This window comes from Pseudomonas sp. M1 (assembly GCF_022760135.1).
Lineage (GTDB): Bacteria > Pseudomonadota > Gammaproteobacteria > Pseudomonadales > Pseudomonadaceae > Pseudomonas > Pseudomonas citronellolis.
In genome coordinates, this window is the sequence record NZ_CP094343.1 from 3,100,070 (window position 1) to 3,120,348 (window position 20,279).

At 69.6% G+C, this 20,279-nt stretch carries 19 protein-coding genes and 1 pseudogene; 7 read left to right on the plus strand and 13 right to left on the minus strand.

Translation table 11 applies throughout. The annotated features are described in order from the left end of the window. Window positions 1-3 precede the first annotated feature (3 nt). The gene (locus tag PM1_RS14035; protein WP_009622351.1) at window positions 4-744 is read right to left on the minus strand and encodes a response regulator; all 741 of its coding nucleotides are present in this window, start codon (window positions 742-744) and stop codon (window positions 4-6) included. Window positions 745-966: 222 nt separating this feature from the next. Between PM1_RS14035 and PM1_RS14040 the strand changes: the two genes are divergently transcribed. Together PM1_RS14040 and PM1_RS14045 are read left to right on the plus strand one after the other, a co-directional pair. Further along, complete coding sequence (locus PM1_RS14040) at window positions 967-1,221, plus strand: DUF2790 domain-containing protein (protein ID WP_009622349.1); 255 nt, start codon at window positions 967-969, stop codon at window positions 1,219-1,221. Window positions 1,222-1,278: 57 nt separating this feature from the next. Further along, window positions 1,279-2,484, plus strand: coding sequence for a cytochrome c biogenesis protein DipZ (locus PM1_RS14045; protein ID WP_009622347.1), 1,206 nt, complete (start codon window positions 1,279-1,281; stop codon window positions 2,482-2,484). Window positions 2,485-2,533: 49 nt separating this feature from the next. Here PM1_RS14045 and PM1_RS14050 read toward each other — a convergent pair whose 3' ends face one another. From PM1_RS14050 to PM1_RS14060, 3 genes are all read right to left on the minus strand, one after another. After that, a complete protein-coding gene (locus PM1_RS14050) occupies window positions 2,534-4,534 on the minus strand; it encodes a peptidase U32 family protein (RefSeq protein WP_009622345.1) in 2,001 nt (666 codons plus the stop codon). Window positions 4,535-4,660: 126 nt separating this feature from the next. Further along, window positions 4,661-5,041, minus strand: a complete 381-nt coding sequence (locus PM1_RS14055; RefSeq protein ID WP_009622344.1) for a RidA family protein — start codon at window positions 5,039-5,041, stop codon at window positions 4,661-4,663. A gap of 239 nt (window positions 5,042-5,280) precedes the next feature. Continuing rightward, window positions 5,281-6,045: an AraC family transcriptional regulator gene (locus tag PM1_RS14060; RefSeq protein ID WP_009622343.1), complete on the minus strand. Its 765-nt coding sequence runs from the start codon at window positions 6,043-6,045 to the stop codon at window positions 5,281-5,283. Window positions 6,046-6,180: 135 nt separating this feature from the next. On the opposite strand from PM1_RS14060, the gene PM1_RS14065 reads away from it, so the two are divergent. After that, complete coding sequence (locus tag PM1_RS14065; RefSeq protein ID WP_009622342.1) at window positions 6,181-7,863, plus strand: 2-isopropylmalate synthase; 1,683 nt, start codon at window positions 6,181-6,183, stop codon at window positions 7,861-7,863. A 636-nt stretch (window positions 7,864-8,499) separates the two neighbouring features. Here the strand turns inward: PM1_RS14065 and PM1_RS14070 are convergent. The 3 genes from PM1_RS14070 to PM1_RS14080 form a co-directional block, all read right to left on the minus strand. Next, a complete protein-coding gene (locus tag PM1_RS14070; protein WP_009622341.1) occupies window positions 8,500-9,387 on the minus strand; it encodes an amino acid ABC transporter substrate-binding protein in 888 nt (295 codons plus the stop codon). Then, window positions 9,384-10,721, minus strand: a complete 1,338-nt coding sequence (gene potE / locus PM1_RS14075) for a putrescine-ornithine antiporter (protein WP_009622339.1) — start codon at window positions 10,719-10,721, stop codon at window positions 9,384-9,386. Before potE ends, PM1_RS14070 begins: the two co-directional genes overlap by 4 nt. 546 nt (window positions 10,722-11,267) lie before the next feature. After that, window positions 11,268-11,633 carry a hypothetical protein gene (locus tag PM1_RS14080; protein ID WP_009622337.1) on the minus strand — a complete coding sequence of 122 codons (366 nt, stop codon included), beginning with the start codon at window positions 11,631-11,633 and terminating at the stop codon, window positions 11,268-11,270. A 212-nt stretch (window positions 11,634-11,845) separates the two neighbouring features. Here PM1_RS14080 and PM1_RS14085 point away from each other — a divergent pair, with 212 nt between their 5' ends. After that, the gene (locus tag PM1_RS14085; protein ID WP_009622335.1) at window positions 11,846-12,160 is read left to right on the plus strand and encodes an I78 family peptidase inhibitor; all 315 of its coding nucleotides are present in this window, start codon (window positions 11,846-11,848) and stop codon (window positions 12,158-12,160) included. Between the two features lie 83 nt (window positions 12,161-12,243). Here PM1_RS14085 and PM1_RS14090 read toward each other — a convergent pair whose 3' ends face one another. Continuing rightward, window positions 12,244-12,507, minus strand: a complete 264-nt coding sequence (locus PM1_RS14090) for a hypothetical protein (protein ID WP_009622333.1) — start codon at window positions 12,505-12,507, stop codon at window positions 12,244-12,246. A gap of 254 nt (window positions 12,508-12,761) precedes the next feature. Beyond that, window positions 12,762-13,859, minus strand: coding sequence for an FUSC family protein (locus PM1_RS14095; RefSeq protein WP_009622331.1), 1,098 nt, complete (start codon window positions 13,857-13,859; stop codon window positions 12,762-12,764). 88 nt (window positions 13,860-13,947) lie between these two features. Here PM1_RS14095 and PM1_RS14100 point away from each other — a divergent pair. Then, window positions 13,948-14,191: pseudogene (locus tag PM1_RS14100) on the plus strand (MHYT domain-containing protein); the annotation flags it as partial. On the opposite strand, the gene PM1_RS14105 reads toward PM1_RS14100, so the two are convergent. After that, window positions 14,151-15,017: a LysR family transcriptional regulator gene (locus PM1_RS14105; protein ID WP_009622329.1), complete on the minus strand. Its 867-nt coding sequence runs from the start codon at window positions 15,015-15,017 to the stop codon at window positions 14,151-14,153. The pseudogene PM1_RS14100 and the gene PM1_RS14105 overlap by 41 nt on opposite strands. A gap of 112 nt (window positions 15,018-15,129) precedes the next feature. Here PM1_RS14105 and PM1_RS14110 point away from each other — a divergent pair, with 112 nt between their 5' ends. Both PM1_RS14110 and PM1_RS14115 read left to right on the plus strand, forming a co-directional pair. Further along, window positions 15,130-15,585: a nucleoside deaminase gene (locus PM1_RS14110; protein WP_009622328.1), complete on the plus strand. Its 456-nt coding sequence runs from the start codon at window positions 15,130-15,132 to the stop codon at window positions 15,583-15,585. Beyond that, window positions 15,564-16,796 (plus strand): CynX/NimT family MFS transporter, encoded by a 1,233-nt coding sequence (locus tag PM1_RS14115; protein WP_052059058.1) that lies wholly within the window; start codon window positions 15,564-15,566, stop codon window positions 16,794-16,796. The genes PM1_RS14110 and PM1_RS14115 overlap by 22 nt, the downstream gene beginning before the upstream one ends. Here the strand turns inward: PM1_RS14115 and PM1_RS14120 are convergent. The 3 genes from PM1_RS14120 to PM1_RS14130 all read right to left on the minus strand — a co-directional run bounded on the left by PM1_RS14120 (window position 16,772) and on the right by PM1_RS14130 (window position 20,240). After that, on the minus strand, window positions 16,772-16,942 hold the full coding sequence (locus PM1_RS14120) for a hypothetical protein (RefSeq protein ID WP_009622326.1): 171 nt from the start codon (window positions 16,940-16,942) through the stop codon (window positions 16,772-16,774). The two genes, PM1_RS14115 and PM1_RS14120, sit on opposite strands and share 25 nt — an antisense overlap. 531 nt (window positions 16,943-17,473) lie before the next feature. Further along, the gene (locus PM1_RS14125; protein ID WP_009622325.1) at window positions 17,474-19,141 is read right to left on the minus strand and encodes a methyl-accepting chemotaxis protein; all 1,668 of its coding nucleotides are present in this window, start codon (window positions 19,139-19,141) and stop codon (window positions 17,474-17,476) included. Window positions 19,142-19,292: 151 nt separating this feature from the next. Further along, entirely contained in the window at window positions 19,293-20,240 is a 948-nt protein-coding gene (locus PM1_RS14130) for an alpha/beta hydrolase family protein (protein ID WP_009622324.1), read from the minus strand. Window positions 20,241-20,279 lie beyond the last annotated feature (39 nt).

Sequence of the window (20,279 nt, forward strand, 5' to 3'; positions counted from 1 at the left end):
GGGTCACTCGGCGGGTTCGATGAGCTGCACCGGCAGCGAGAAGACGTAGCCTTCGTTGCGCACCGTCTTGATGCAGTCCGGCTCGCGGGCGTCGTCGCGCAGGCGCTGGCGCAGGCGGCTGACCAGCAGGTCGATGGAGCGGTCGAAGACGTCCGCCTCGCGGCCCTGGGTCAGGTTCAGCAGTTGCTCGCGGCTGAGCACCCGCTGCGGGTGGTCGAGGAACACCCGCAGCAGGCGGTACTCGGCGCCGCTCAGGGCGACCAGGGTGCCCTCGGCGTCCAGCAGGTGGCGCGCGCTGGTGTCCAGGCGCCAGGGGCCGAAGCCGATCAGCCGGCTGCTCTCGGTGATCGACAGGTTCGGCGGCAGCATGCGCGTGCGGCGCAGCACGGCGTTGATCCGCGCCAGCAGCTCGCGGGCGGAGAAGGGCTTGGTCAGGTAGTCGTCGGCGCCCATTTCCAGGCCGATGATGCGGTCGGTCTCGTCGTTGCGCGCGGTGAGCATCAGCACCGGGGTGGCCTTGTGCTTGCCCACGCGCAGCTCGCGGCACAGCTTCAGGCCGTCGTCGCCGGGCATCATGATGTCCAGCACTATCAGGTCCACCGCGTTGGCTTCGAGGAAGGCGCGCATCTGCCGGCCGTCCGCGGCCAGGCTGACGCGCAGGCCGCTCTTCTTCAGGTAGTTGCCGACCAGCTCGCGGATCTCGCGGTCGTCGTCGACGATCAGGACGTGATCGACATGTTCCATGGTGGTTCCCCAATCGGTGCGTTCGTTGGGGCAAGTGTATAGAGCAAGGCGGTGCATTCCCGCCAGGGTTTGTATACCAGTGTATCTATTCGCCGCGCCGATACCTGGGGCGGCATTCGCGGGCGGCGGCGGACACAGGCGGGATACCCGCGGCGGGTGAAATGGGCACCAAGCGGAAGGCACAAGGCCTCCGCGCCACGAACCCACACTGAGGACACCGCCATGAAAACCCTGACTCTTGCCGCCGCCCTGTTCGCCTTCGCCGCGCCCCTGGCCAGCTTCGCCGCCAGCGCCCCCGCACCGGTGGAGCAATACCACTACGGCCAGCAGCTGGACGTGAAGAAGGTCCTGGCCCTGCACGAAGACCCCGGCAGCTGCCAGGTGGTGCAGGCACGCATGGACTACCTGGACTCCAACGGCCAGCCCCACAGCCTGGCCTACCAGAAGTTCTCCAGCGACTGCAACGAAGGCGGCTGATGCCCGCCCCGGCCAGGGATGGCCATGACGCCCCAGAGCCCTTCAAAGGAGATTCCCATGCTGATCGTCGCCTTTCTCGGCGGGGTGCTGACCCTGCTCAGCCCCTGCATCCTTCCTGTATTGCCGCTGCTGCTGCAGCGCGCCGGCGGGCCGGCCTGGTCGCCGCTACTGACCTTGGCGGGCCTGGCCAGCGGTTTCGCCGTGCTGGCCAGCCTGGCGGCGGTGTCCAGCGCCTGGGTGGTGGAGGCTAGCGAGGTCGGCCGCTACCTGGCCCTGGGGCTGCTCGGGCTTTCCGCCCTGGCATTGCTGTCGCCACGCTTCGGCACCTGGATTTCTCGCCCCTGGGCCTGGTTGGGCGACCGCCTGCATGGCCAGGCCCGTGGCTTGCCGCCGGCGCTTTCCGCCTGGCTGCTGGGCTTCGCCGCCGGCCTGCTGTGGGCGCCTTGCGCCGGGCCGATCCTCGGGCTGATCCTCTCCGGGGCCATGCTCCAGGGGCCCAATGCGTCCACCAGCCTGCTGCTGTTCGCCTATGGGCTGGGCAGCGCCGTCGCCCTGGGCGCCGCGCTGTTCCTCGGTCGCGGCCTGTACCAGCGCCTGCGTCCGTCGCTGGGTGCGCTGGAGTGGCTGCGTCGCGGGGCAGGGGCCCTGGCCCTGCTGGCGGTGGTGGTCATCGGCAGCGGCGCCAGCGCGCAGCTGGTGGGCTCGGGCTCTTCGCAGGAGCTGGCCGGCCTGGAGCGCAAGGTGCTGGACGGTGTGCCCAAGCTGCTCGACAAACTGATGCCCAGTGCCAATGCCGCCGACCTGGCCGACCTGGGCGCCATGCCCAGCCTGGACGGCGCCGTGCAGTGGCTCAACAGCGCGCCGCTGACCAGCGAAGCGTTGCGTGGCAAGGTGGTGCTGGTGGACTTCTGGACCTACGACTGCATCAACTGCCAGCACACGCTGCCGTATGTCAACCAGTGGGCGAAGCGGTATGCCGACCAGGGCCTGGTGGTGATCGGCGTGCACACCCCGGAGTATCCCTACGAACGCATCCCGGCGAACGTGGCGAAGGCCGTGGCGCGCAACGACATCCACTACCCGGTGGCGCTGGACAACCAGTACCGCATCTGGAACGCCTTCGCCAACCAGTACTGGCCGGCGCACTACTTCATCGATGCCAAGGGCCACGTGCGCTACCAGCACGTGGGCGAAGGCGATTACCAGGGGCAGGAGGCGATCATCCGCCAACTCCTCAAGGAGCGCGGGCAGCCGGCGGGCTGAACAGCGGCGGGGCGGTCATGGGGCCGCCCCGCGCTGTCGTGTTGGGGCCTCAGTGCGGCGCGCGGCGGATGGTCTTGAGCAGGTCTTCCGGGCTGATCTGGCCGACCACCTGGCTGACCGCGCTGCCCGGCTGCGGCAGGTCGAGGATGTGGCCCTTCATCTTGCCGATCACGTGCATCTCGCAGGGTTTGCAGTCGAACTTCAGCGTCAGCACCTCGTCGCCGTGCACCAGCTGCATGGGCGCGACCTTGGTGCGCACGCCGGTGACGCCCTTGGCCTGCTTCGGGCACAGGTTGAAGGAGAAGCGCAGGCAGTGCTTGGTGATCATCACCGGCACCTCGCCGGCTTCCTCGTGGGCCTCGTAGGCCGCGTCGATCAGTTGCACGCCGTGGCGGTGGTAGAACTCGCGGGCCTTGTGGTTGTACACGTTGGCCAGGAACGACAGGTGCGCCTCGGGGTACACCGGCGGCGGGTTCGTCTCGGCCTTGCGGCTGCCGCGCGGGTGGGCGGCGACGCGGGCGGCGGTGAGCGCCTCGATGGCCTCGCGGCGCAGGGCCTTGAGCTGCGAGTTGGGGATGAAGAATGCCTTCGGCGCATCCAGCTCGATGCGCTCGGCGTGGTACTGGGTAGTGCCCAGCTGGCCGAGCAGGTCGTGCAGTTGCTCCAGGGCCTGTTCCGGCTTGTTGGCCACGCCGAAGGGGCCGTCCAGGGCGACGCTGACGCTCACGCCTTCCTCGCTGGTGGCGGTCAGCTCCAGGCGTTCCTCGCGCAGGCGGGCCTGCCAGTCCAGGCCCACGCGGCGCTCGGCGGAGGTCTTGAGCAGGGCCTGCTGCCAGTTGTGGTCGAGGTTGCGCGACAGCGGGTGGTTGGGGCGCAGACGGTACAGGCCCTCGGGCATTTCGTTGGGCTCGACGCGGTAGCGATAGCGCTTCTCGCCGTCTTCCTCGAATTCACCCTTCGGCTCGGCGATGTTGGCGCGGAAGCCCACCACCTCGCGCTTGACCAGCACGTTGAGGCCGTCGCCGTTGGACAGCGGCTGCTCGGTGGCGACGATCAGGTCGCGCTTGCCGACCTTTTCCACCACACCCACCGGCAGGCCGGTGAAGGTCGGCGAGTCGAAGGCGCCGATGTCCACCTTGCGCTCATTGACGAAGTAGTCGGTGCTGCCGCGGTGGAAGGTCTTGTCCGGGTCGGGCAGGAAGAAGTGCTCGGTGCGGCCGCTGGAGGCGCGGGCCAGGTCCGGGCGCTCGGCGAGGATGCCGTCCAGGCGCTGGCGGTAGTAGGCGGTGATGTTCTTCACGTAGCCCATGTCCTTGTAGCGCCCTTCGATCTTGAACGAGCGCACGCCGGCGTCGACCAGGGCGCTGAGGTTGGCGCTCTGGTTGTTGTCCTTCATCGACAGCAGGTGCTTCTCGAAGGCCACCACGCGGCCCTGGTCGTCCTTCAGGGTGTAGGGCAGGCGGCAGGCCTGGGAGCAGTCGCCGCGGTTGGCGCTGCGCCCGGTCTGCGCGTGGGAGATGTTGCACTGGCCGGAGAAGGCCACGCAGAGCGCGCCGTGGATGAAGAACTCGATGGCCGCGTCGGTTTCGTCGGCGATGGCGCGGATTTCCTTCAGGTTCAGCTCGCGGGCCAGCACCAGTTGGGAGAAGCCGGCCTGGTCGAGGAACTTGGCCCGGCCCAGGGTGCGGATGTCGGTCTGGGTGCTGGCGTGCAGCTCGATCGGCGGGATGTCCAGGTCGAGCACGCCCAGGTCCTGCACGATCAGCGCGTCGACGCCGGCGTCGTAGAGCTGGTGGATCAGCGCGCGGGCCGGTTCCAGCTCGTCGTCGTGGAGGATGGTGTTGAGGGTGACGAAGATGCGCGCGTGGTAGCGGTGGGCGAATTCCACCAGCCGGGCGATGTCGCCCACCTCGTTGCAGGCGTTGTGCCGGGCGCCGAAGCTCGGGCCGCCGATGTACACGGCATCGGCTCCATGCAGGATGGCCTCGCGGGCGATGCTCACATCGCGGGCAGGGCTGAGCAGTTCCAGATGGTTCTTGGGCAGGGACATGGTTTCTTCTTCATCAGGCGTGACACGGCAAGGCGCGCATTGTAGCGGCGAAACGCCGGCGCGGCACCCGTGCGCTGCCCGATGGCGGCGCCGTCCGGCGGGGTGCCGGGCGGCGTCGCAGCGGCATCAGGCCTTGGCGGCCAGCGCGGTGACTTCCACGCGCATGCCTTCCACCGCCAGGGCGGCCACGCCGACGGCGGCGCGTACCGGCCAGGGTTTGGCGAAGAAGCGCTGGTAGACCTCGTTGAAGGCGGCACGGTCGGCCATGTCGGTGAGGTAGATGGTCAGGTGCAGCACGCGTTCCATGGAGCTGCCGGCGCGTTCCAGGGCGCTTTTCAGCGCGCGCAGGGTGCATTCGCTCTGCTCGACGATGCCGCCCAGCTCCAGGCTGCCGTCCTCGCGGGTGGGGATCTGGGTGGAGACCAGCAGGCCGCCGAAGCCGGCGACGTCGGAGGAAATCGACTGCGGGTCGGCGTCGGGGAGGAAGGTGAGGTCGTTGTCAGCCATGGGGGCCTCTTCTGCGGGTGGGACGAGGGGCGGCAGCTTACCCGCCGGGGCCGGTGGCGTCATCCGCGCGGGACCGCACATCGGGCAACGCCGGTGCCGGGGCGTAAGGCGCATAACGCCTACGGCGTTATCCGCCGTTTGGCCTTGATTCCCGGCGGCTCCGGGGTTGGCCTGGGCGTTGGCTGTGGCCGTGGTGTATCGGCGGATACCCGCGAACGGTTATGCGCCCTACGTCCAGGTCAGCGGTAGAAGGCCGAGGGCGCCACGCCGAACTGCCTGCGGAAGGCCGCGGCGAAGGCGCTCTGGCTGTCGTAGCCGTGCTGCAGCGCCACTTCCAGCACCGGCAGGCCCTGGGCCAGGGCTTCCAGGGAGAGCAGCAGGCGCGCCTGCTGGCGCCAGCGGCCGAAGGTGATGCCGGTGCTGCGCTGGAAGCGGCGGTGGAAGGTCTTCGGGCTCATCGCCAGTTGCTCGGCCCAGTGCTCGGCGCTGCTGCCTTGCGCCGGGTTTTCCGCCAGGGCGCGGCAGACCCGGGCGATGCGCTCGTCGTCTGGCCAGGGCAGGTGGAAGGGCAGCACCGGCAGGCTGCGCAGTTCGTCGAGCAGGAAGCGCATCAGGCGGCCGTCGCGGCTGTCGCCTTCGTAGCGCCCGGGCACCTGGGTGGCGGCCTGGATGAGTTCGCGCAGCAGCGGCGACACGTCGATCACGCAGTCGCCGACCGGCAGGCCGTCGATGGCGTCGGGGTTGACGAACAGGCTGCGCACCCGCGTCACGCCGCGCATGCGCAGCGAGTGTTCGACGCCCGCCTGCAGCCAGACGCCGCGGGTCGGCGGCGTCACCCAGCGCCCCGCCGGGGTCTCCACCACCAGCACGCCCTCGATGGCGTAGATCAGCTGCGCCCGCGGGTGGCTGTGGGGCGGCACCACGTGGCCGCTGGGGTAGTCGATGGCGACGCCGGTGACCGGCATCTCCAGGGATTCGTAGGGCAGGCTGGCGTGGTCGACCATGGGGCGCGTCCGTTGCGGGGGAAGGGCGAGCTTAGCGCAGGATGACCCTTTCGCGACAACGATGGACCCTTTGGCGCAAGTTGGACGGCTGCGCCCCGCCTATGCTGGGCCCGAACACCCGTTCGAGGCCAGACCATGCAAGCGAACCCACAAACCAAGTACCGCCCGTTCCCCGCCATCGACCTGCCCAACCGCCGCTGGCCGTCGCAGACCATCGCCCAGGCCCCGGTGTGGCTGTCCACCGACCTGCGCGACGGCAACCAGGCGCTGTTCGAACCCATGAACCGCGAGCGCAAGCTGCGCCTGTTCGCCGAGCTGGTGCGGCTGGGCTTCAAGGAGATCGAGGTGGGCTTCCCGGCCGCCTCGCGCACCGACTTCGAGATCATCCGCCAACTGATCGACGAAGGCGGCATCCCCGACGACGTCACGCCCATGGTGATGACCCAGCTGCGCGAGGACCTGATCGACGAGACCGTGCGCGCCGTGGCCGGCGCGCGGCGGGTGATCGTGCACCTGTACAACGCCATCGCGCCGGTATGGCGGCGCGTGGTGTTCGGCCTGTCGGTGGACGAAGTGGAACAACTGGTGGTGCGCCACGTGCAACTGCTGAAGGAGAAGGTGGCGGCGCACCCGCAGACCGAATGGGTGCTGCAGTACTCGCCGGAGACCTTCTGCATGGCCGAGCTGGAGGTGTCGCTGCGCATGTGCAACGCCGCCATCCGCACCTGGGACGCCGGCCCCGGAAGGCCGATCATCATCAACCTGCCGACCACCGTGGAAGTGGCCACGCCCAACGTCTTCGCCGACCAGATCGAGTGGATGCACCAGCGCCTGGAACGCCGCGAGCACGTGGTGCTGTCGGTGCATCCGCACAACGACCGCGGCACCGGCGTGGCCTGCGCCGAGCAGGCGCTGCTGGCCGGCGCGCAGCGGGTGGAGGGCTGCCTGTTCGGCAACGGCGAGCGCAGCGGCAACCTCGACCTGGTGACACTGGCGCTGAACCTCTACACCCAGGGCATCCACCCGGGCCTGGACTTTTCCGACATCGCCGGCGTGGCACGGGTGGCCGAGGCCTGCACGGGGCTGCCGATCCACCCACGGCATCCCTACGTCGGCGACCTGGTGTTCACCGCCTTCTCCGGCTCGCACCAGGACGCCATCGCCAAGGGCTTCGCCGCCCAGGCCGCGGATGGCTTCTGGGAAGTGCCCTACCTGCCGATCGACCCCCGGGACCTGGGGCGCACCTACGACAGCATCGTGCGGGTCAACAGCCAGTCGGGCAAGGGCGGCATCGCCTACCTGCTGCAGCGCGACCACGGCGTGGTGATGCCGAGGCGGATGCAGGTGGAGTTCAGCGCCATCGTGCAGCGCCAGGCCGACAGCAGCGAGACCGAGCTGAGCAGCGAGGCGCTGTGGCAACTGTTCGCCCGGACCTACCTGGCCCCGGCGCGGCCCGGCGGCTCCCTGGCCTACGTCGGCCACCGGCTGTTCGAGGCCGAGGGCGGGCAGGGCATAGTGCTGGAGGTGGAACTGGCCGACGGCCGCCGCCAGTTGCAGGGCGTGGGCAACGGCCCGATCGACGCCGCCGTGGCGGCCCTGGGCCTGCCGATCCGCATCGACAGCTACGAGGAACGCAGCCTCGGCGGCGGCGCCGACGCCCAGGCCCTGGCGCTGGTGGAAGTGGCCTGGCCGGGCGAGCCGGGCACGCGCTTCGGCGCCGGTTGCCATGCCAACATCGTCAGCGCGTCGATTCAGGCTGTGCTTTGTGCGGTGTCGCGCTTTGCTGGGGGGCGTGTAGTGCCTGGTGGCTTTTTGTAGGAGCGCGGGGGACGCCTAGTTCTTGCTCGCGAATGGGGTTTACTGGTGACTTCGGCGTGTTCGGCTGACTCCGCTCCCTCTCCCTAACCCTCTCCCTGAAGGGAGAGGGGACCGTTGGGCAGAGGTTGATGCTCTGGAGTCAGCCGGCTAGCACAGAGATTGCCGGCTAAAGCCAGGCTTCTTCTCGGCACAGACAAGCCTCCTCTCCCTTCAGGGAGGGGGCGTTGGGCAGATGCTGATAGTTCGGTGTTAGCCGGCTAGCACAGTGATTACCGGCTGAAACCATTCCTTATCTCGGCACGGACAAGCCCCCTCTCCCTTCAGGGAGAGGGCTGGGGAGAGGGCGCTCTTGCACCCAACACTGTAGCCACCGGCAAACCCCATTCGCGAGCAAGCTCGCTCCTACGAAGAGCGCCCCGGAGCGGCCTACGAAAGCCCGCCGCCCACTAAAGCGGAAAAGGCCGCAACCGCCCCCGCGCACCATCCACGGCAAGGGCACCCAGCACCAGCCGGCTCACGCTTTCAGCCACCGCCCGGTAGTCCGCCTCCGCCGGCCGGGCCTTGCCGGTGATCAGCGAGGCCTGCCAGCCGATTGCGCAGGCAGGCGAGGCCTTGTCCCCTGGACCTTGCGCCGCCTCAGGGCAGGGTGTACAGGCGCAGCAGCATGCGTTGCTGTTCCGAGGGCCGGCCGAAGTAGCGGCTGTACAGCGCCTCGCCGCCGGGGCCGCGCAGGGTCTCGCTGATGGAGCGGTCCACCAGCAGGCGGAAGGCGTCGTCGTCGCGGGGCAGGGCCAGGGCGACGCGGGCCACTTCGAACAGGCGCTCGGAGACCTGCAGGCGGTCGCCTTCGGCCGAACGGGCCTGGTAGTTGAGCAGCGACAGGCGCTCGCCGAAGAAGGCGTCCACCTGGCTGCGCAGCACACGCTCGACGCCTTCCTGGTAGCTGGCGACCTCCTCCAGGCGCGACTGCAGGCCCAGGGTGCGGACCTGCTGCTGCGCCCATTGCAGGTTGGTGCTGCCGCGCAGCACGGCGAAGCTGCGCCGGTTCAGCCCCTGGTTGATGGTTGCCCGCCAGGTCGGGGTGCGTTCGCGCGGGGCGCCGCTGAGCGCGGCCAGCAGGGTGGGGTCGGCGTCGCGGCGGAGGATCACCCCGAGGCCGGCGGTGAACACCGGCAGCGAGAAGCTGACGCTCTCGCGGCGCTGCAGGGTTTCCACCAGCGGGCTGCAGAACAGGTCGACCTGGCCGCCGTGCACGGCTTCCAGGGCCTGCTCCAGGGGCAGCGGGCGGTAGCGGACCTGCAGGTCGCCCAGGCCCGGCTCGCTGCGCAAGCGGGCGACCAGCGCCTGGCACAGGTCGATGGCGTAGCCGCTGGCCGTGCGCTCGTCGCCCTCGGAGAAGGGCGCGTTGTCGGCCAGAAAGCCCAGCGTCAGGGTATGGCTGGCCTGGATGCGCGCCAGGGTGCCGGCCTGGGCGGCGGGCACCAGCAACAGCAGCGCGAGCAGGGGAGCGAGCAGGCGGTTCATGGCGACTCCGGCGGCGCGGCGAGGCGCTCGTAGGCCTTGACGAAGCGCTTGGCGATGAAGCCGAACAGCAGGTAGCCGACCACCATCACCAGGGCCGCGCCGAACACCGCTTCCAGCCCCGAGGCATAGAGCGCGTAGAAGCAGTAGCAGGCGGCGACCAGCATCACGGCGGTGTTGCGGCGCACCAGCTCCAGGCCGACGCCGGCCTTGTAGAGGATCACCACCAGCCCGGTCAGCGAGGTGATGTAGGGGATGATGTTGGTGACCGCCGCCAGGTTCACCAGCTTGTTGAACTGCGCGGTGGCGTTGGGCGAGATGGTCGACAGGGCGATCAGGCTCTGCAGCACCGCGCAGGTGACCAGCCCGGCCAGGGGCGCACCGGCGTTGGTGACGCGGGTGAACAGCTGCGGGAACAGGCCCTGGGCGGCGGTGACCTTGGCCGTCTCGGCCAGGGTGAACTGCCAGCCCAGCAGCGAACCGACGCAAGCCATCACCGCCAGGGCCATGACCAGGTTGCCCACGCCGTCGTTGAACAGGCGCGCATAGGCCAGGGCGAAGGGCGCGCTGGAGTTGGCCAGCTCCGGGTTCGGCACTAGGCCCTGGATCACGGTGGTGGACAGCACGTACACCACCGCCGCGCCCAGGGTGCCCAGCAGGCAGGCCAGCGGCACGTTGCGCTTGGGGTTGTCCACCGCGTCGGAGTTTTGCGCCGCCGACTCCATGCCGAGGAAGGCCCAGAGCGTGAGCGGGATGCTGTCGGTGATCGCCTGGCTGACCGGCAGGTCGTTGGGGTTCCAGGCGGCGGCGAAGACCTCGGGGCGGAACCAGAACCAGCCGAAGAAGCCCAGCCCGGCCACCGGGATTATCACCCCCCAGACGGTGACCGAGCCCAGCCGCCCGGTGATCCGCGGGCCGCCGAAGTTGGCCAGGGTGGTCAGCCAGATCAGCCCCAGGGTCCCGAGGAGCAGGGGCACCGAGCCGCTGCCCAGCCAGGGGAAGAAGGGCGTCAGGTAGCCCACCGCGGAAAGGCTGATGGCGACGTTGCTGATCACCAGGGACAGGAAATACAGGTACGAGCAGAGGAAGAACGCCGACTTGCCATGGGCCTCCTCGCTGTAGGCGGACATGCCGCCGGAGCGCGGGCAGTAGATGCCGCACTGGGCGAAGCAGTAGGCGATGGCCATGGAACCGACGGCGGTGAACACCCACGACAGCAGCGAGACCGCACCCAGCTGGGCCATGCTGGAGGGCAGCATGATGATCCCCGAGCCCATCATGTTGACCATCACCAGGGTGGTCAGCCCGGTGAGGCCCATCTTCCTGGTCGTGGCCATGCAGGCCTCCTGGGGCGGTAAGCGAAGCGGCGGAATGCTCAAAGAATAGGCACGGCCTGGCGGGACGGCCATCGGGGGGCGGGGTGTTTTTCAGGAATGGGATTGGGGTGGCATTTGCGGGGGAGTGGAGTACAGGGTTGGCAGCGGAGTGGCGGTGCAGTCCGTTGCCCTCACCCCAGCCCTCTCCCGGAGGGAGAGGGGGCCGTTCGTGCCGCCGGGGCGTCCGGCGTGGCCGGTGAATCCAATCGCGGACAAAGTCCTACGCCCGTGCTTCCCTGCAACCGTAGGCGCAATTGTCTTGCCGACTGCGCCGAGGTGCTTTTCGTAGGATGGGTTGAGCTTGCGATACCCATCGGCCCCAGGTGATGGGTGTGGTGGCGATGGAGCCGCGTCCCGCGTTCGCGGGAATGACGAGGTCAGGACCGGCGCGGAGGGTAGGGCTCGCAATCAACCCTCACCGAAATACCAAAGCGGATGCCCCAGAAAAAACGCCGTTCCCTTCAACAGGAAACGGCGCTCTTCCAGACCCCAGGCACTATCCATCCATCACCAGTGCCGATACCCACGATAGTAACCATGGGGCGGCCCGTAATAACGCGGCCCATAGTATGCCGGCCCGTAGTACACCGGCCGGTAATAGCGCACCGGCGGCGCCACCACCACGGCCACCGGAGGCGGCGGCGGAGCGTAGTACACCGGGGCCGGCGGATAGTAGGCCGCCGGCGGCGGGGCAGGTTGCACGTAGACCGGGGCAGGCGGCGCGGAGGCGCCGGCGACGACAGCGCCACCCACGACGGCGCCGACCACCGCGCCGATGGCCGCCGCATCGGTATTGCTGTTGGCCGATGCCTGCCCGGCCAGGGCGAAGGACGCGCACAACACCAGGGCGAGTTGCGGGATCCGGCGAATCATCTGTCTTACCTCCTGAAATTCCCGGCCTGGGGGCCGGATACTTCTAAGACATTCTGTTCCCGCAAAGTGTAACCGGCGCTGTGTAAATCCTGTGTAAAGGGCGCCGTACGGTCGTTCCGGGGCCGATTCGATGCAGCCGGCAACACAAAAACCGGGCCGGCTGCGGCGCGGCTTGTTATGGTTGCGGTTTTCCCTCAAGCCAAGGAGGCTTTATGCCCTTGAATCGAGCCCTGCCGGCCATGCTGTTCGGCGCCATCCTGCTGGCCGGTTGCAGCAGTGCCGACAAGCCCGCCGAATCCCCGGCCGCCGCCGCGCCCGAAACCGGTCGCTGCAATGCCGGGGCGGTGCAGTCGCTGGTCGGCAAGCCGCTGTCCCAGGCGCTGGTGGAGCAGGCCCGGCGCGACTCCGGCGCGCAGAGCGCACGCGCGCTGCACCCCCATGACGCGGTGACCCTGGAATACAACTCGCAGCGCCTGAACATCAATGTCGACGACAGCGAAATAGTGCGCGGGCTCAACTGCGGTTGAGGCGAAAAACGGCGCCCGGCGTGCAATGCCCGGGCGCGGGGTGACGGGAGCCCGGCGAGCGCTCCCGCACCCCGGCTACCCGGTCAGCGGTTGGCCGGTTTGCGGATGATGCGCAGCGCCTGGGTGGTGTGGTTCACGCAGGACTCGTAGTCGCCGGCGGCGCGGGCCTTCTCGGCCTGGTCGATATGCTCCTGGACCACGTTGACCTTCACGCCCGTGGCGTTCTTGCTGGCCGTGGCGATGAAGTCCTTCAACTGCGTCAGGTTGGCGTCGCAGAGCTTGCTGTCGGCCATGGCCGCCAGCGGCAGGGCAAGGGTGGCGGCGAGGACGAGGGCGATCTTCTTCATGGGGCTGTCTCCTGGATGGGTTCACCATGAACCTGAGGGCGCAGGGCCTTGGCAGGGCGAGCCTGCGGGTCCGTGGATGGCGCTTCACCCGATGCCGATCGGGGCGGTCAGGAATACCTGACGCCTGTTTCGACCTTGCCTTTTGCCGGACGTGTCATTTTTTTCGCGCGACAGCGCATCGCCAGTGCGCTCGGCATAGCGCCGGCGCAATTGGAGCTGTAGTTTCCCGGCACCCGCACCGAGCGCCCGAAGACTCACCGCGCCGGCACCCGGTCGCGGCTCTGGATGTTCCAGTGCGCGGCGCTGCCGGCCAGTTGTGCGGAGAGCTGTTCCACCTGCTCGTACAGGCGCAGGGTCAGCCAGTAGAAGCCCTGTACCTCGAAGGAGCCGGCCAGGCTCTGCGGGCGCGGCGGCAGGTGGCCGCTGCCCTGGCACTCCTGGACCAGGCGCGAGGTGCGGCTGAACTTCAGGGCGTGGGCCGATTGCAGCAGCAGGCGGCCGATGGCCTGGCGCATGGGCTCCAGGTCGGCGGGCGGCGGGGCGATGTCGCCGGCCTGGGCGGCGAACTGGCGCGAGGCGAGCAGCGATTCCAGGGTGCCCATGATGGCCCGGTGGGCGCGCTGGATCAGTTCCAGTTCGCGCAGCGGCATGCCGGTTTCCCGTGCCACCGGCGCCAGGTGCGCGCGGGAGGCCACCAGGCGCTGGTCCAGTTCCTCCAGTTGGCTGGCGAAGTGCTCGGCGCGCAGGTCGGCGCTGCTGCTCAGCTGGCCGAACAGGCGGGCGCAGGCGCGCAGGTTGTCCGACAGCAGGTAGCGCCAGACGTAGACCGCGCGCAGCGGGTAGATCTGCGCGAAGACCAGCGCCAGGGCCACGCCGATCAGCACGTTGAGCATGCGCCAGAGGCCCTCGGTCATGCTGTTGTCGCCATGCCCGGCCACGGTGCACATGGTGATGCCCGCCAGCAGCGCCACGTAGCCGGGGCGGCGGATGGCGTAGAAGGCGGCCACGGCGCCGGCCAGCGACATCAGCAGGTAGACCAGCACGCTGGAGCCGCTGAGGTTGTGCACCAGGATGATCGCCAGGCCCACGGCGGCGCCCAGCAGGGTGCCCAGGATGCGGTCGCGGGACTTGCCGCGGATGGTGCCCTGGTGCACCAGCCCGCCCATCACCACCAGCACCGTGACCGAGGCCCAGAGGCCGTGGGGGATGTCGATGCCGGTGGTCAGCAGGATGGAGGCCAGCAGCGCCAGGCCGACGCGCACGCAATGGATCCAGGCGGCGTAGCGGTAGCGCGTATAGGGGTTGGCCAGGCGGCGCCAGGGCAGGGCCAGGGATTGCAGGATGTTCGCCAAGGGGGTTCCTCGCGGAGTGGACCTGCTCAGCTTAGGTGTTGTGGCCGACGAGCGGCAAACCCGGCGGCGCCCCGGCATGGAAATGCATCTGGTTGAAGGTACTGGCGCTTGGGGCTGCGGCATCGCCGGCATGCGCTACCTGGGCATGTACGCCATGCTCATGCAGCCGGGCATCGACTACGACCCGCTGTTGTTCGGCCTGCCCCTGGTGGTCGCCGGCCGGGCTGGACAGCGGCTGGCTGGCGCTGCTGGTGATCCCCGTGACCCTGGCCATCCTCGCCATCGCGCTGCTCACCTCCGTGCTCGACGCCTGCCTGGAGGCGCGCACAGCTCGCGCAGTTGCTCGCACAGGCTGCGGCCGGCGCTGGGCAGGTCGGCGCGGGCGTAGAGCGCCAGTTCCAGGCCGGTGATTTCCGCGAAGCCCTCGGCGGCGGTGAGCACCCGGTGCCCCGGCAACCGGCAGCGCTGCGGCAGCAGGCTGACGCCCAGGCCCGCGGCCACCGCCGCCGACAGGCTGGCCAGGGCGGCGCTGCCGTAGGCGATGCGCCAGCGCCGGCCCTGGGCCTCCAGGGCGTGGATCATCTCCTGGCGGTACAGCGCACCGAGCGGGAAGGCCACCAGCGGCAGCGGCTCGCGGGCGGCCGCCGGGTTGGCGGCGCTGTCCAGCCAGCACAGCGGCTCGGGCCAGCGCGCCAGGCAGTCGCTGTCGGCGCCCCATTGCTTGACCAGGGCCAGGTCCAGTTCGCCGTTGCGGTACTGGCGCAGCAGCTCGTGGCTGAGGCCGCTGGAGACCTCCAGGCGCAGGCGCGGGCGGTGCGTGGCGAAGGCCGCCAGCAGCGGCATCATACGCTCGCCGGCGAAGTCCTCGGGCATACCCAGGCGCAGCACGCCCTCGCTGTGTTCCTCGCCGAGGGCGGCGCGGGCCTCCTCGCCGAGCTGGAGGATGCGCCGGGCATAGCCCAGCAGGCGCTCGCCGGCCTCGGTGGGCAGCACCTGGCGGCGGCCGCGCTCCAGCAGGCGGCAGCCGAGCTGTTCCTCCAGGCGCAGGATCTGCTGGCTCACGGTGGACTGGGTAAGGTGCAGCCACTCGCCGGCGCGGGTGAAGTTGCCGGCGTCCACCACCATGACGAAGCTGCGCAGCAGGGTCGGGTCTAGCATTTGGAAATCCACTGGAAGTCATTTTTCCATTTAATTTCACCATGGAAGGTCATGCCGGGATAATCCTTTCGACGAAGGGGCGCCGCACGGGCCCCGCTGAGGAGGATTCCCCATGCAACACCTGGCATTCATGCGCGAAGCCCTGGCCCTGGCGCGGGCCAACGTCGAGGCCGGCGGCCGTCCGTTCGGCGCCGTGCTGGTGCGCGACGGCGAGGTGCTCGCCCGCGCCGCCAACGGCATCCACCTGGACCACGACCCCACCGCTCACGCCGAACTGCTGGCCATGCGCGAGGCCGGCCGCGCCCTGGGCAGCCCGCGCCTGGACGGCTGCGTGATCTACGCCAGCGGCCACCCGTGCCCGATGTGCCTGGCGGCCATGCACCTGAGCGGCGTCAGCGCCGCCTACTACGCCTATTCCAACGCCGACGGCGAGCCCTACGGGCTGTCCACCGCGGCGGTGTACGCGCAGATGGCGCAGCCGGTGGAGTGGCAGGCGCTGCCGCTGCAGCCGCTGCGCCCGGAAGACGAGGAGGGGCTCTACGGGTTCTGGCGGGAGCACCAGGGGTGAGCGGCGACAAGGCGCGGGTCGGCTGGATCGGCCTGCTGGTCATAGTCGCGCTGGGCATCAACCTGCGGCCGATCCTCACTTCCATCGGCCCCTTGCTCGCGGAAATCCGCCAGGCCACCGGGCTGGGCTTCCAGGGCGCGTCGCTGCTGACCGTGCTGCCGGTGCTGTGCATGGGCCTGTTCGCCCTGGCGCTGCCCTGGGTGGGCCCGCGCCTGGGCGAGAGCCGCGGCATGCTCGCCGGGCTGCTGGCCATCGCCGTGGCCTGCGCCTGGCGCCTGCTGCTGGACAGCGGCCTGGCGCTGATCGCCAGCGCGGTGCTGGCCGGCACCGGCGTGGCGATCATCCAGGCCCTGGTGCCGGGGGTGGTCAAGCGCTGGTTCCCGCAGCGGGTGCCGGCGGCCATGGGCCTGTACTCGGCCTCGCTGATGGCCGGCGGCGGCACCGCCGCGGTGCTGGCGCCGGTGCTGGCCGGTGGCTCCGGGCACTGGCAGCTGGGCCTGGGCGCCTGGGTGGTGCTGGCCGTATTGGGGCTGCTGCTGTGGGCCCTGGTGCGCCCGCGCGAGGCGGCGGTGCCCAGCGTGGCGCGGCGTGGCGAACACTTCTTCGGCAGCCGCCGGGCCTGGCTGCTGGCGCTGTACTTCGGGCTGATCAATGGCGGCTACACCAGCATGGTGGCCTGGCTGCCGATGTTCTACCGGCAACTGGGCTGGAGCGCCCAGGGCAGCGGCCAGTTGATCGGCCTGATGACCATTTTCCAGGTGCTCGGCGCATTGAGCATGCCGGCCCTGAGCCGTGGTTCGGCGGACCGCCGGCCCTGGCTGTGCCTGTGCCTGCTGATCCAGCTCGGCGGCTTCGCCGGCCTGCTGCTGTCGCCCCTGGGGCTGCCGGCGGCCTGGGTGGCGCTGATCGGCTACGGCCTGGGCGCCTGCTTCGCGCTGAGCCTGACGCTGACCCTCGACCACCTGGCCGAACCCGGCCCGGCGGGCAGCCTGGCGGCCTTCGTGCAGGGCATCGGCTTCATCATCACCGGCATCATTCCCTACGTCACCGGCTGGCTGCGCGACGCCACCGGCAGCTTCCAGGCCTCCTGGACGCTGCTGGCACTGTCGGTGCTGCTGATGTTGGGGGTGACCCTGCGCTTCGCCCCGGCCGGCTATGCCCGGGCGATGCACGGCTGGCGCGGCGCTCAGACCGCCGAGGTGGCGAGGTAGATGCGGTAGGTGATGATCGACAGCATGCTCAGCACGCCGACCCACATCAGCAGCACGCCCGCGCCCCGCTCGCGGATGGTGAAGCCGATGCCGAGCATGAACATGCCGAAGATGATGACTGCGAGGGTGACGCCGAAGGAGTCCATGGGTGGGCCTTATCCATTGTGTCGATAGGACAAGTCTAGGCCAGCTGCGGCTCGAAAGGGGTTGATCCGGGGCAAATCCGGCGTCATGGCACCTGGTCTTTTCGTGTAGGCGCGGGCCTTGCCCGCGATTCGCGCGCAGGGCGCGCTCCTACAGATGGGCATACCCCAGGCGCAAGAGTCTTGCCGACCGCGCCGATGCGCTTTTCGTAGGAGCGAGCTTGCTCGCGAATGGAGTTTACCGGTGGCTACGGTGTTGGGTGCAAGAGCGCCCTCTCCCCAGCCCTCGGCTGCGCGCCCCGCCCTGAAGGGAGAGGGGGCTTGTCCGTGCCGAGAATGGATTTGGCGTCAGTCGGCAACTTCGTGCTAGCCGGCTAACGCCGAAACACCAACGCACTCCGAACGGTCCCCTCTCCCTTCAGGGAGAGGGTTAGGGAGAGGGAGCGGAGTCAGCCGAACACGCCGAAGTCACCGGTACCTTCCGTTCGCGAGCAAGCTCGCTCCTACGAAGAGCAGGTCGGCGCACGGTCGTTTCTACAGGCGGAAGCGCTGCACCAGGCCGCTGAGGTCCACGGCCAGGCGCGACAGTTCGTGGCTGGCGCTGCTGGTCTGCTGCGAGCCGGCGGCGCTCTGGTTGGACAGGTCGCGGATGTTGCCCAGGTTGGTCTCGATGTCGCGGGCCATGGCGGCCTGGTGTTCCACCGATTCGGCGATGCGCCGGTTGCGCTCGTCGATGCTGCGCGCGGCCTCGATGATCTGCGCCAGGGCGCGGTCGGCGGCGCTGGCCTGGCCCTGGGTGTGCTCGGCCTGCTCGGCGCTCTGCTGCAACGCCTCGACGGTGCGCCCGGTGCCTTGCTGGATGGCGCCGATCAGTTGTTCGATCTCGCGGGTGGAGTCGCCGGTGCGCTTGGCCAGCGCGCGCACCTCGTCGGCCACCACCGAGAAGCCGCGCCCGGCCTCGCCGGCGCGGGCCGCCTCGATGGCGGCGTTGAGCGCCAGCAGGTTGGTCTGCTCGGCGACGTTGCGGATCACGTCCAGCACCTTGCTGATGTTCAGCGTCTGCTCGGCCAGGCCCTGGGCCTGCTGCGCCGCGTGGCGCACGCCTGCGCCCAGCTCGCGCAGCGAACCCAGGGTGGTGGCCAGCTGCCGCTGGCCGTCCAGGGCCTCGTCGTTGGAGCGCCGGGCCACCGCGGCGGTGCTCTGCGCGTGCTCGGCGACGTCGCCCACCGCCGCGCTCATCTGGCTCATGGCGCGGCTGACGTTGTCGATCTCGCCGTGCTGCTGGTGCAGGCCGCGGCTGCCTTCGTCCATCACCATGCTCATCTGCTCGCTGGAGGTGGCCAGCTGTTCGGCGGCCTCGCCGATCTGGCGGATGGTGCCCTGCAGGTTGTCGCGCATGCGCCCCAGGCGCTCCAGCAGCTGCGCCGCCTCGTCGCGGCCGCGGCTGTGCACGCCCTGGCTGAGGTCGCCGCCGGCGATGCGCTCGGCCACCTGCAGCGCCTCGGCCAGCGGCCGCACCAGGCTGCGCGTCAGGCGCCAGGCCAGCAGCAGGGTGACCAGCAGGGCGCCGCCCAGGGCCGTCCAGACGATGCGCAGGGCCTGGGCATAGGCGCTGGCGGCCGCGCTGGTGGCGCTGTCCGCGGCCTGGCGGTTGAGCTCGCGCAGCAGCTGCACCTGGGTGTCGATGGCTTCGCCCTGCTGGTCGATGTTGGCGATCAGCAGAGTGCGCGCCTCGTCCAGCTTCTGCTGCTCCAGCAGTTGCTGTTCCTCGCGGATGGTCTGGATGAACTGGCCGAAGGCCTGGTGCAGCGCCTCGATGGCGCCGCGCTCGGTGTCGTCGCTGATCAGCGCCTGGTAGTCGCGGAATTCCTGTTCGATGTCCAGGGCCAACTGCTCGATGATCACCTTGTTGCCGCTGCGCACCATGGGATCGGGGTTGGCCACCTGCTGCATGGAGCGCACACGCAGCTGGGCGAGGTTGAGGGCGATGCTGTCGGCCAGGGCGATGCTCGGCAGCTGGTCGCTGTCGATGGCCTCGCCCTGGGCGCGGATGGCCGCCATCTGGTACAGGCAATAGGCGCCGACGCCTCCCAGCAGCGCCGCGCTGAAGAGGAAGCAGAGCAGGGTACGCTGGCCGATGCGCAGGCGCCGCAGGGGCTCCCAGCGGGCGAATCGGCCGAGGAGGGCTTGGAGTGTCTTCATCACGGGCTACCACGGACTGCTGTGATGCTCTGGCGAGCGGGTTTCGGACGCGCAGAGCATATGAAAGCCATGTGACAGTCTTGTGTAATGGCCAGGGGATATCACTGCCTTCGGTCGGGCAGTGCCTTGATTTACCTGGGGAATTTCGCTGTCAGGCGGGCGTCGGATGGCGCCGGGCCGGCTGTACCAGGTAGGCGGCGAGGCTGTCGTCCAGTTCGCCGTCGCGCAGCCAGCGCAGGGCGATGGGCCAGAGGCTGTCCCGGAAGCGGCTGTGGAAGAAGGCGAAGTGGCCGATGCTGGCGAAGCCCATGGCCCGGGGCGGCAGGCGCAGGTGCAGGCAGCGGCTGTTGCGGTAGTAGTCGAGCAGGCGCTGGATGGCCGGGCCGGTGCCGAATTCGTCGTCGGTCACGCTCAGGGCCAGGGTGTCGCCGCGCAGCCCGGCGAAGCCTTCGGCCAGGCGCCTGCGTTCTTCCGCCGACATGGCCCGCGGGCCGCGCCGGTAGGCGTCCTCGAAGCGTGGGGAGCGGTGCGTCCAGTCGCGCACCACGCCGTGGGGCGTGTCTTCCATCCAGCCCAGGCGCTTGGCCGGGAAGTAGCCGAACAGGCCGCTGAGCACCGGCATCGCCAGGTGCCACTTAAGCAGCATGCGCAGGCGCCGCTGCGGGTGGTAGTCGCGCCAGTGGGCGAACTGCGCGCCCATGCTGAACACGCGCTGGATGAGGTGGTTGGAAGGGGCCAGGCCGACGAGGAAGCCGCCGACGCTGTGCGCCACCACCTGGATGGGTTGCTGCGGGGCGTTGGCGACGGCCCATTGCAGGGCGCCTTCGAAGTCCAGGCGGCCCCAGTCCAGCCAGCTTGCGGAAAAGCCGCGCAGCGAGGCCGGGCGCGAGCCGCCGATGCCGCGGTAGTCGTAGCAGAGCACGTCGAAGCCCTGGCCGTGCAGGTAGTCGGCGAAGCGTGCGTAGTAGTCGCTGCGCACCGAGGTGGCCGGGTTGACGATCACCAGCGGGCGCGGCTGCGCCGCCGCTTCGGCATGGCGCCAGAGGCGGCCCCGGAGCGGGTAGCCGTCGGTGGCGTCGAAGGTCAGTGGCTGGCCCATGGCGTTCTCTTTTCCCGTTGCGCAGCAGGCACTCTAGCG

What these genes read in the sequence shown, in the direction of transcription:
- PM1_RS14035 (WP_009622351.1), bottom strand. Translation starts at nt 744, where the DNA reads ATGGAACATGTCGATCACGTCCTGATCGTCGACGACGACCGCGAGATC.
- PM1_RS14040 (WP_009622349.1), top strand. Translation starts at nt 967, where the DNA reads ATGAAAACCCTGACTCTTGCCGCCGCCCTGTTCGCCTTCGCCGCGCCC.
- PM1_RS14045 (WP_009622347.1), top strand. Translation starts at nt 1,279, where the DNA reads ATGCTGATCGTCGCCTTTCTCGGCGGGGTGCTGACCCTGCTCAGCCCC.
- PM1_RS14050 (WP_009622345.1), bottom strand. Translation starts at nt 4,534, where the DNA reads ATGTCCCTGCCCAAGAACCATCTGGAACTGCTCAGCCCTGCCCGCGAT.
- PM1_RS14055 (WP_009622344.1), bottom strand. Translation starts at nt 5,041, where the DNA reads ATGGCTGACAACGACCTCACCTTCCTCCCCGACGCCGACCCGCAGTCG.
- PM1_RS14060 (WP_009622343.1), bottom strand. Translation starts at nt 6,045, where the DNA reads ATGGTCGACCACGCCAGCCTGCCCTACGAATCCCTGGAGATGCCGGTC.
- PM1_RS14065 (WP_009622342.1), top strand. Translation starts at nt 6,181, where the DNA reads ATGCAAGCGAACCCACAAACCAAGTACCGCCCGTTCCCCGCCATCGAC.
- PM1_RS14070 (WP_009622341.1), bottom strand. Translation starts at nt 9,387, where the DNA reads ATGAACCGCCTGCTCGCTCCCCTGCTCGCGCTGCTGTTGCTGGTGCCC.
- potE (WP_009622339.1), bottom strand. Translation starts at nt 10,721, where the DNA reads ATGGCCACGACCAGGAAGATGGGCCTCACCGGGCTGACCACCCTGGTG.
- PM1_RS14080 (WP_009622337.1), bottom strand. Translation starts at nt 11,633, where the DNA reads ATGATTCGCCGGATCCCGCAACTCGCCCTGGTGTTGTGCGCGTCCTTC.
- PM1_RS14085 (WP_009622335.1), top strand. Translation starts at nt 11,846, where the DNA reads ATGCCCTTGAATCGAGCCCTGCCGGCCATGCTGTTCGGCGCCATCCTG.
- PM1_RS14090 (WP_009622333.1), bottom strand. Translation starts at nt 12,507, where the DNA reads ATGAAGAAGATCGCCCTCGTCCTCGCCGCCACCCTTGCCCTGCCGCTG.
- PM1_RS14105 (WP_009622329.1), bottom strand. Translation starts at nt 15,017, where the DNA reads ATGCTAGACCCGACCCTGCTGCGCAGCTTCGTCATGGTGGTGGACGCC.
- PM1_RS14110 (WP_009622328.1), top strand. Translation starts at nt 15,130, where the DNA reads ATGCAACACCTGGCATTCATGCGCGAAGCCCTGGCCCTGGCGCGGGCC.
- PM1_RS14120 (WP_009622326.1), bottom strand. Translation starts at nt 16,942, where the DNA reads ATGGACTCCTTCGGCGTCACCCTCGCAGTCATCATCTTCGGCATGTTC.
- PM1_RS14125 (WP_009622325.1), bottom strand. Translation starts at nt 19,141, where the DNA reads ATGAAGACACTCCAAGCCCTCCTCGGCCGATTCGCCCGCTGGGAGCCC.
- PM1_RS14130 (WP_009622324.1), bottom strand. Translation starts at nt 20,240, where the DNA reads ATGGGCCAGCCACTGACCTTCGACGCCACCGACGGCTACCCGCTCCGG.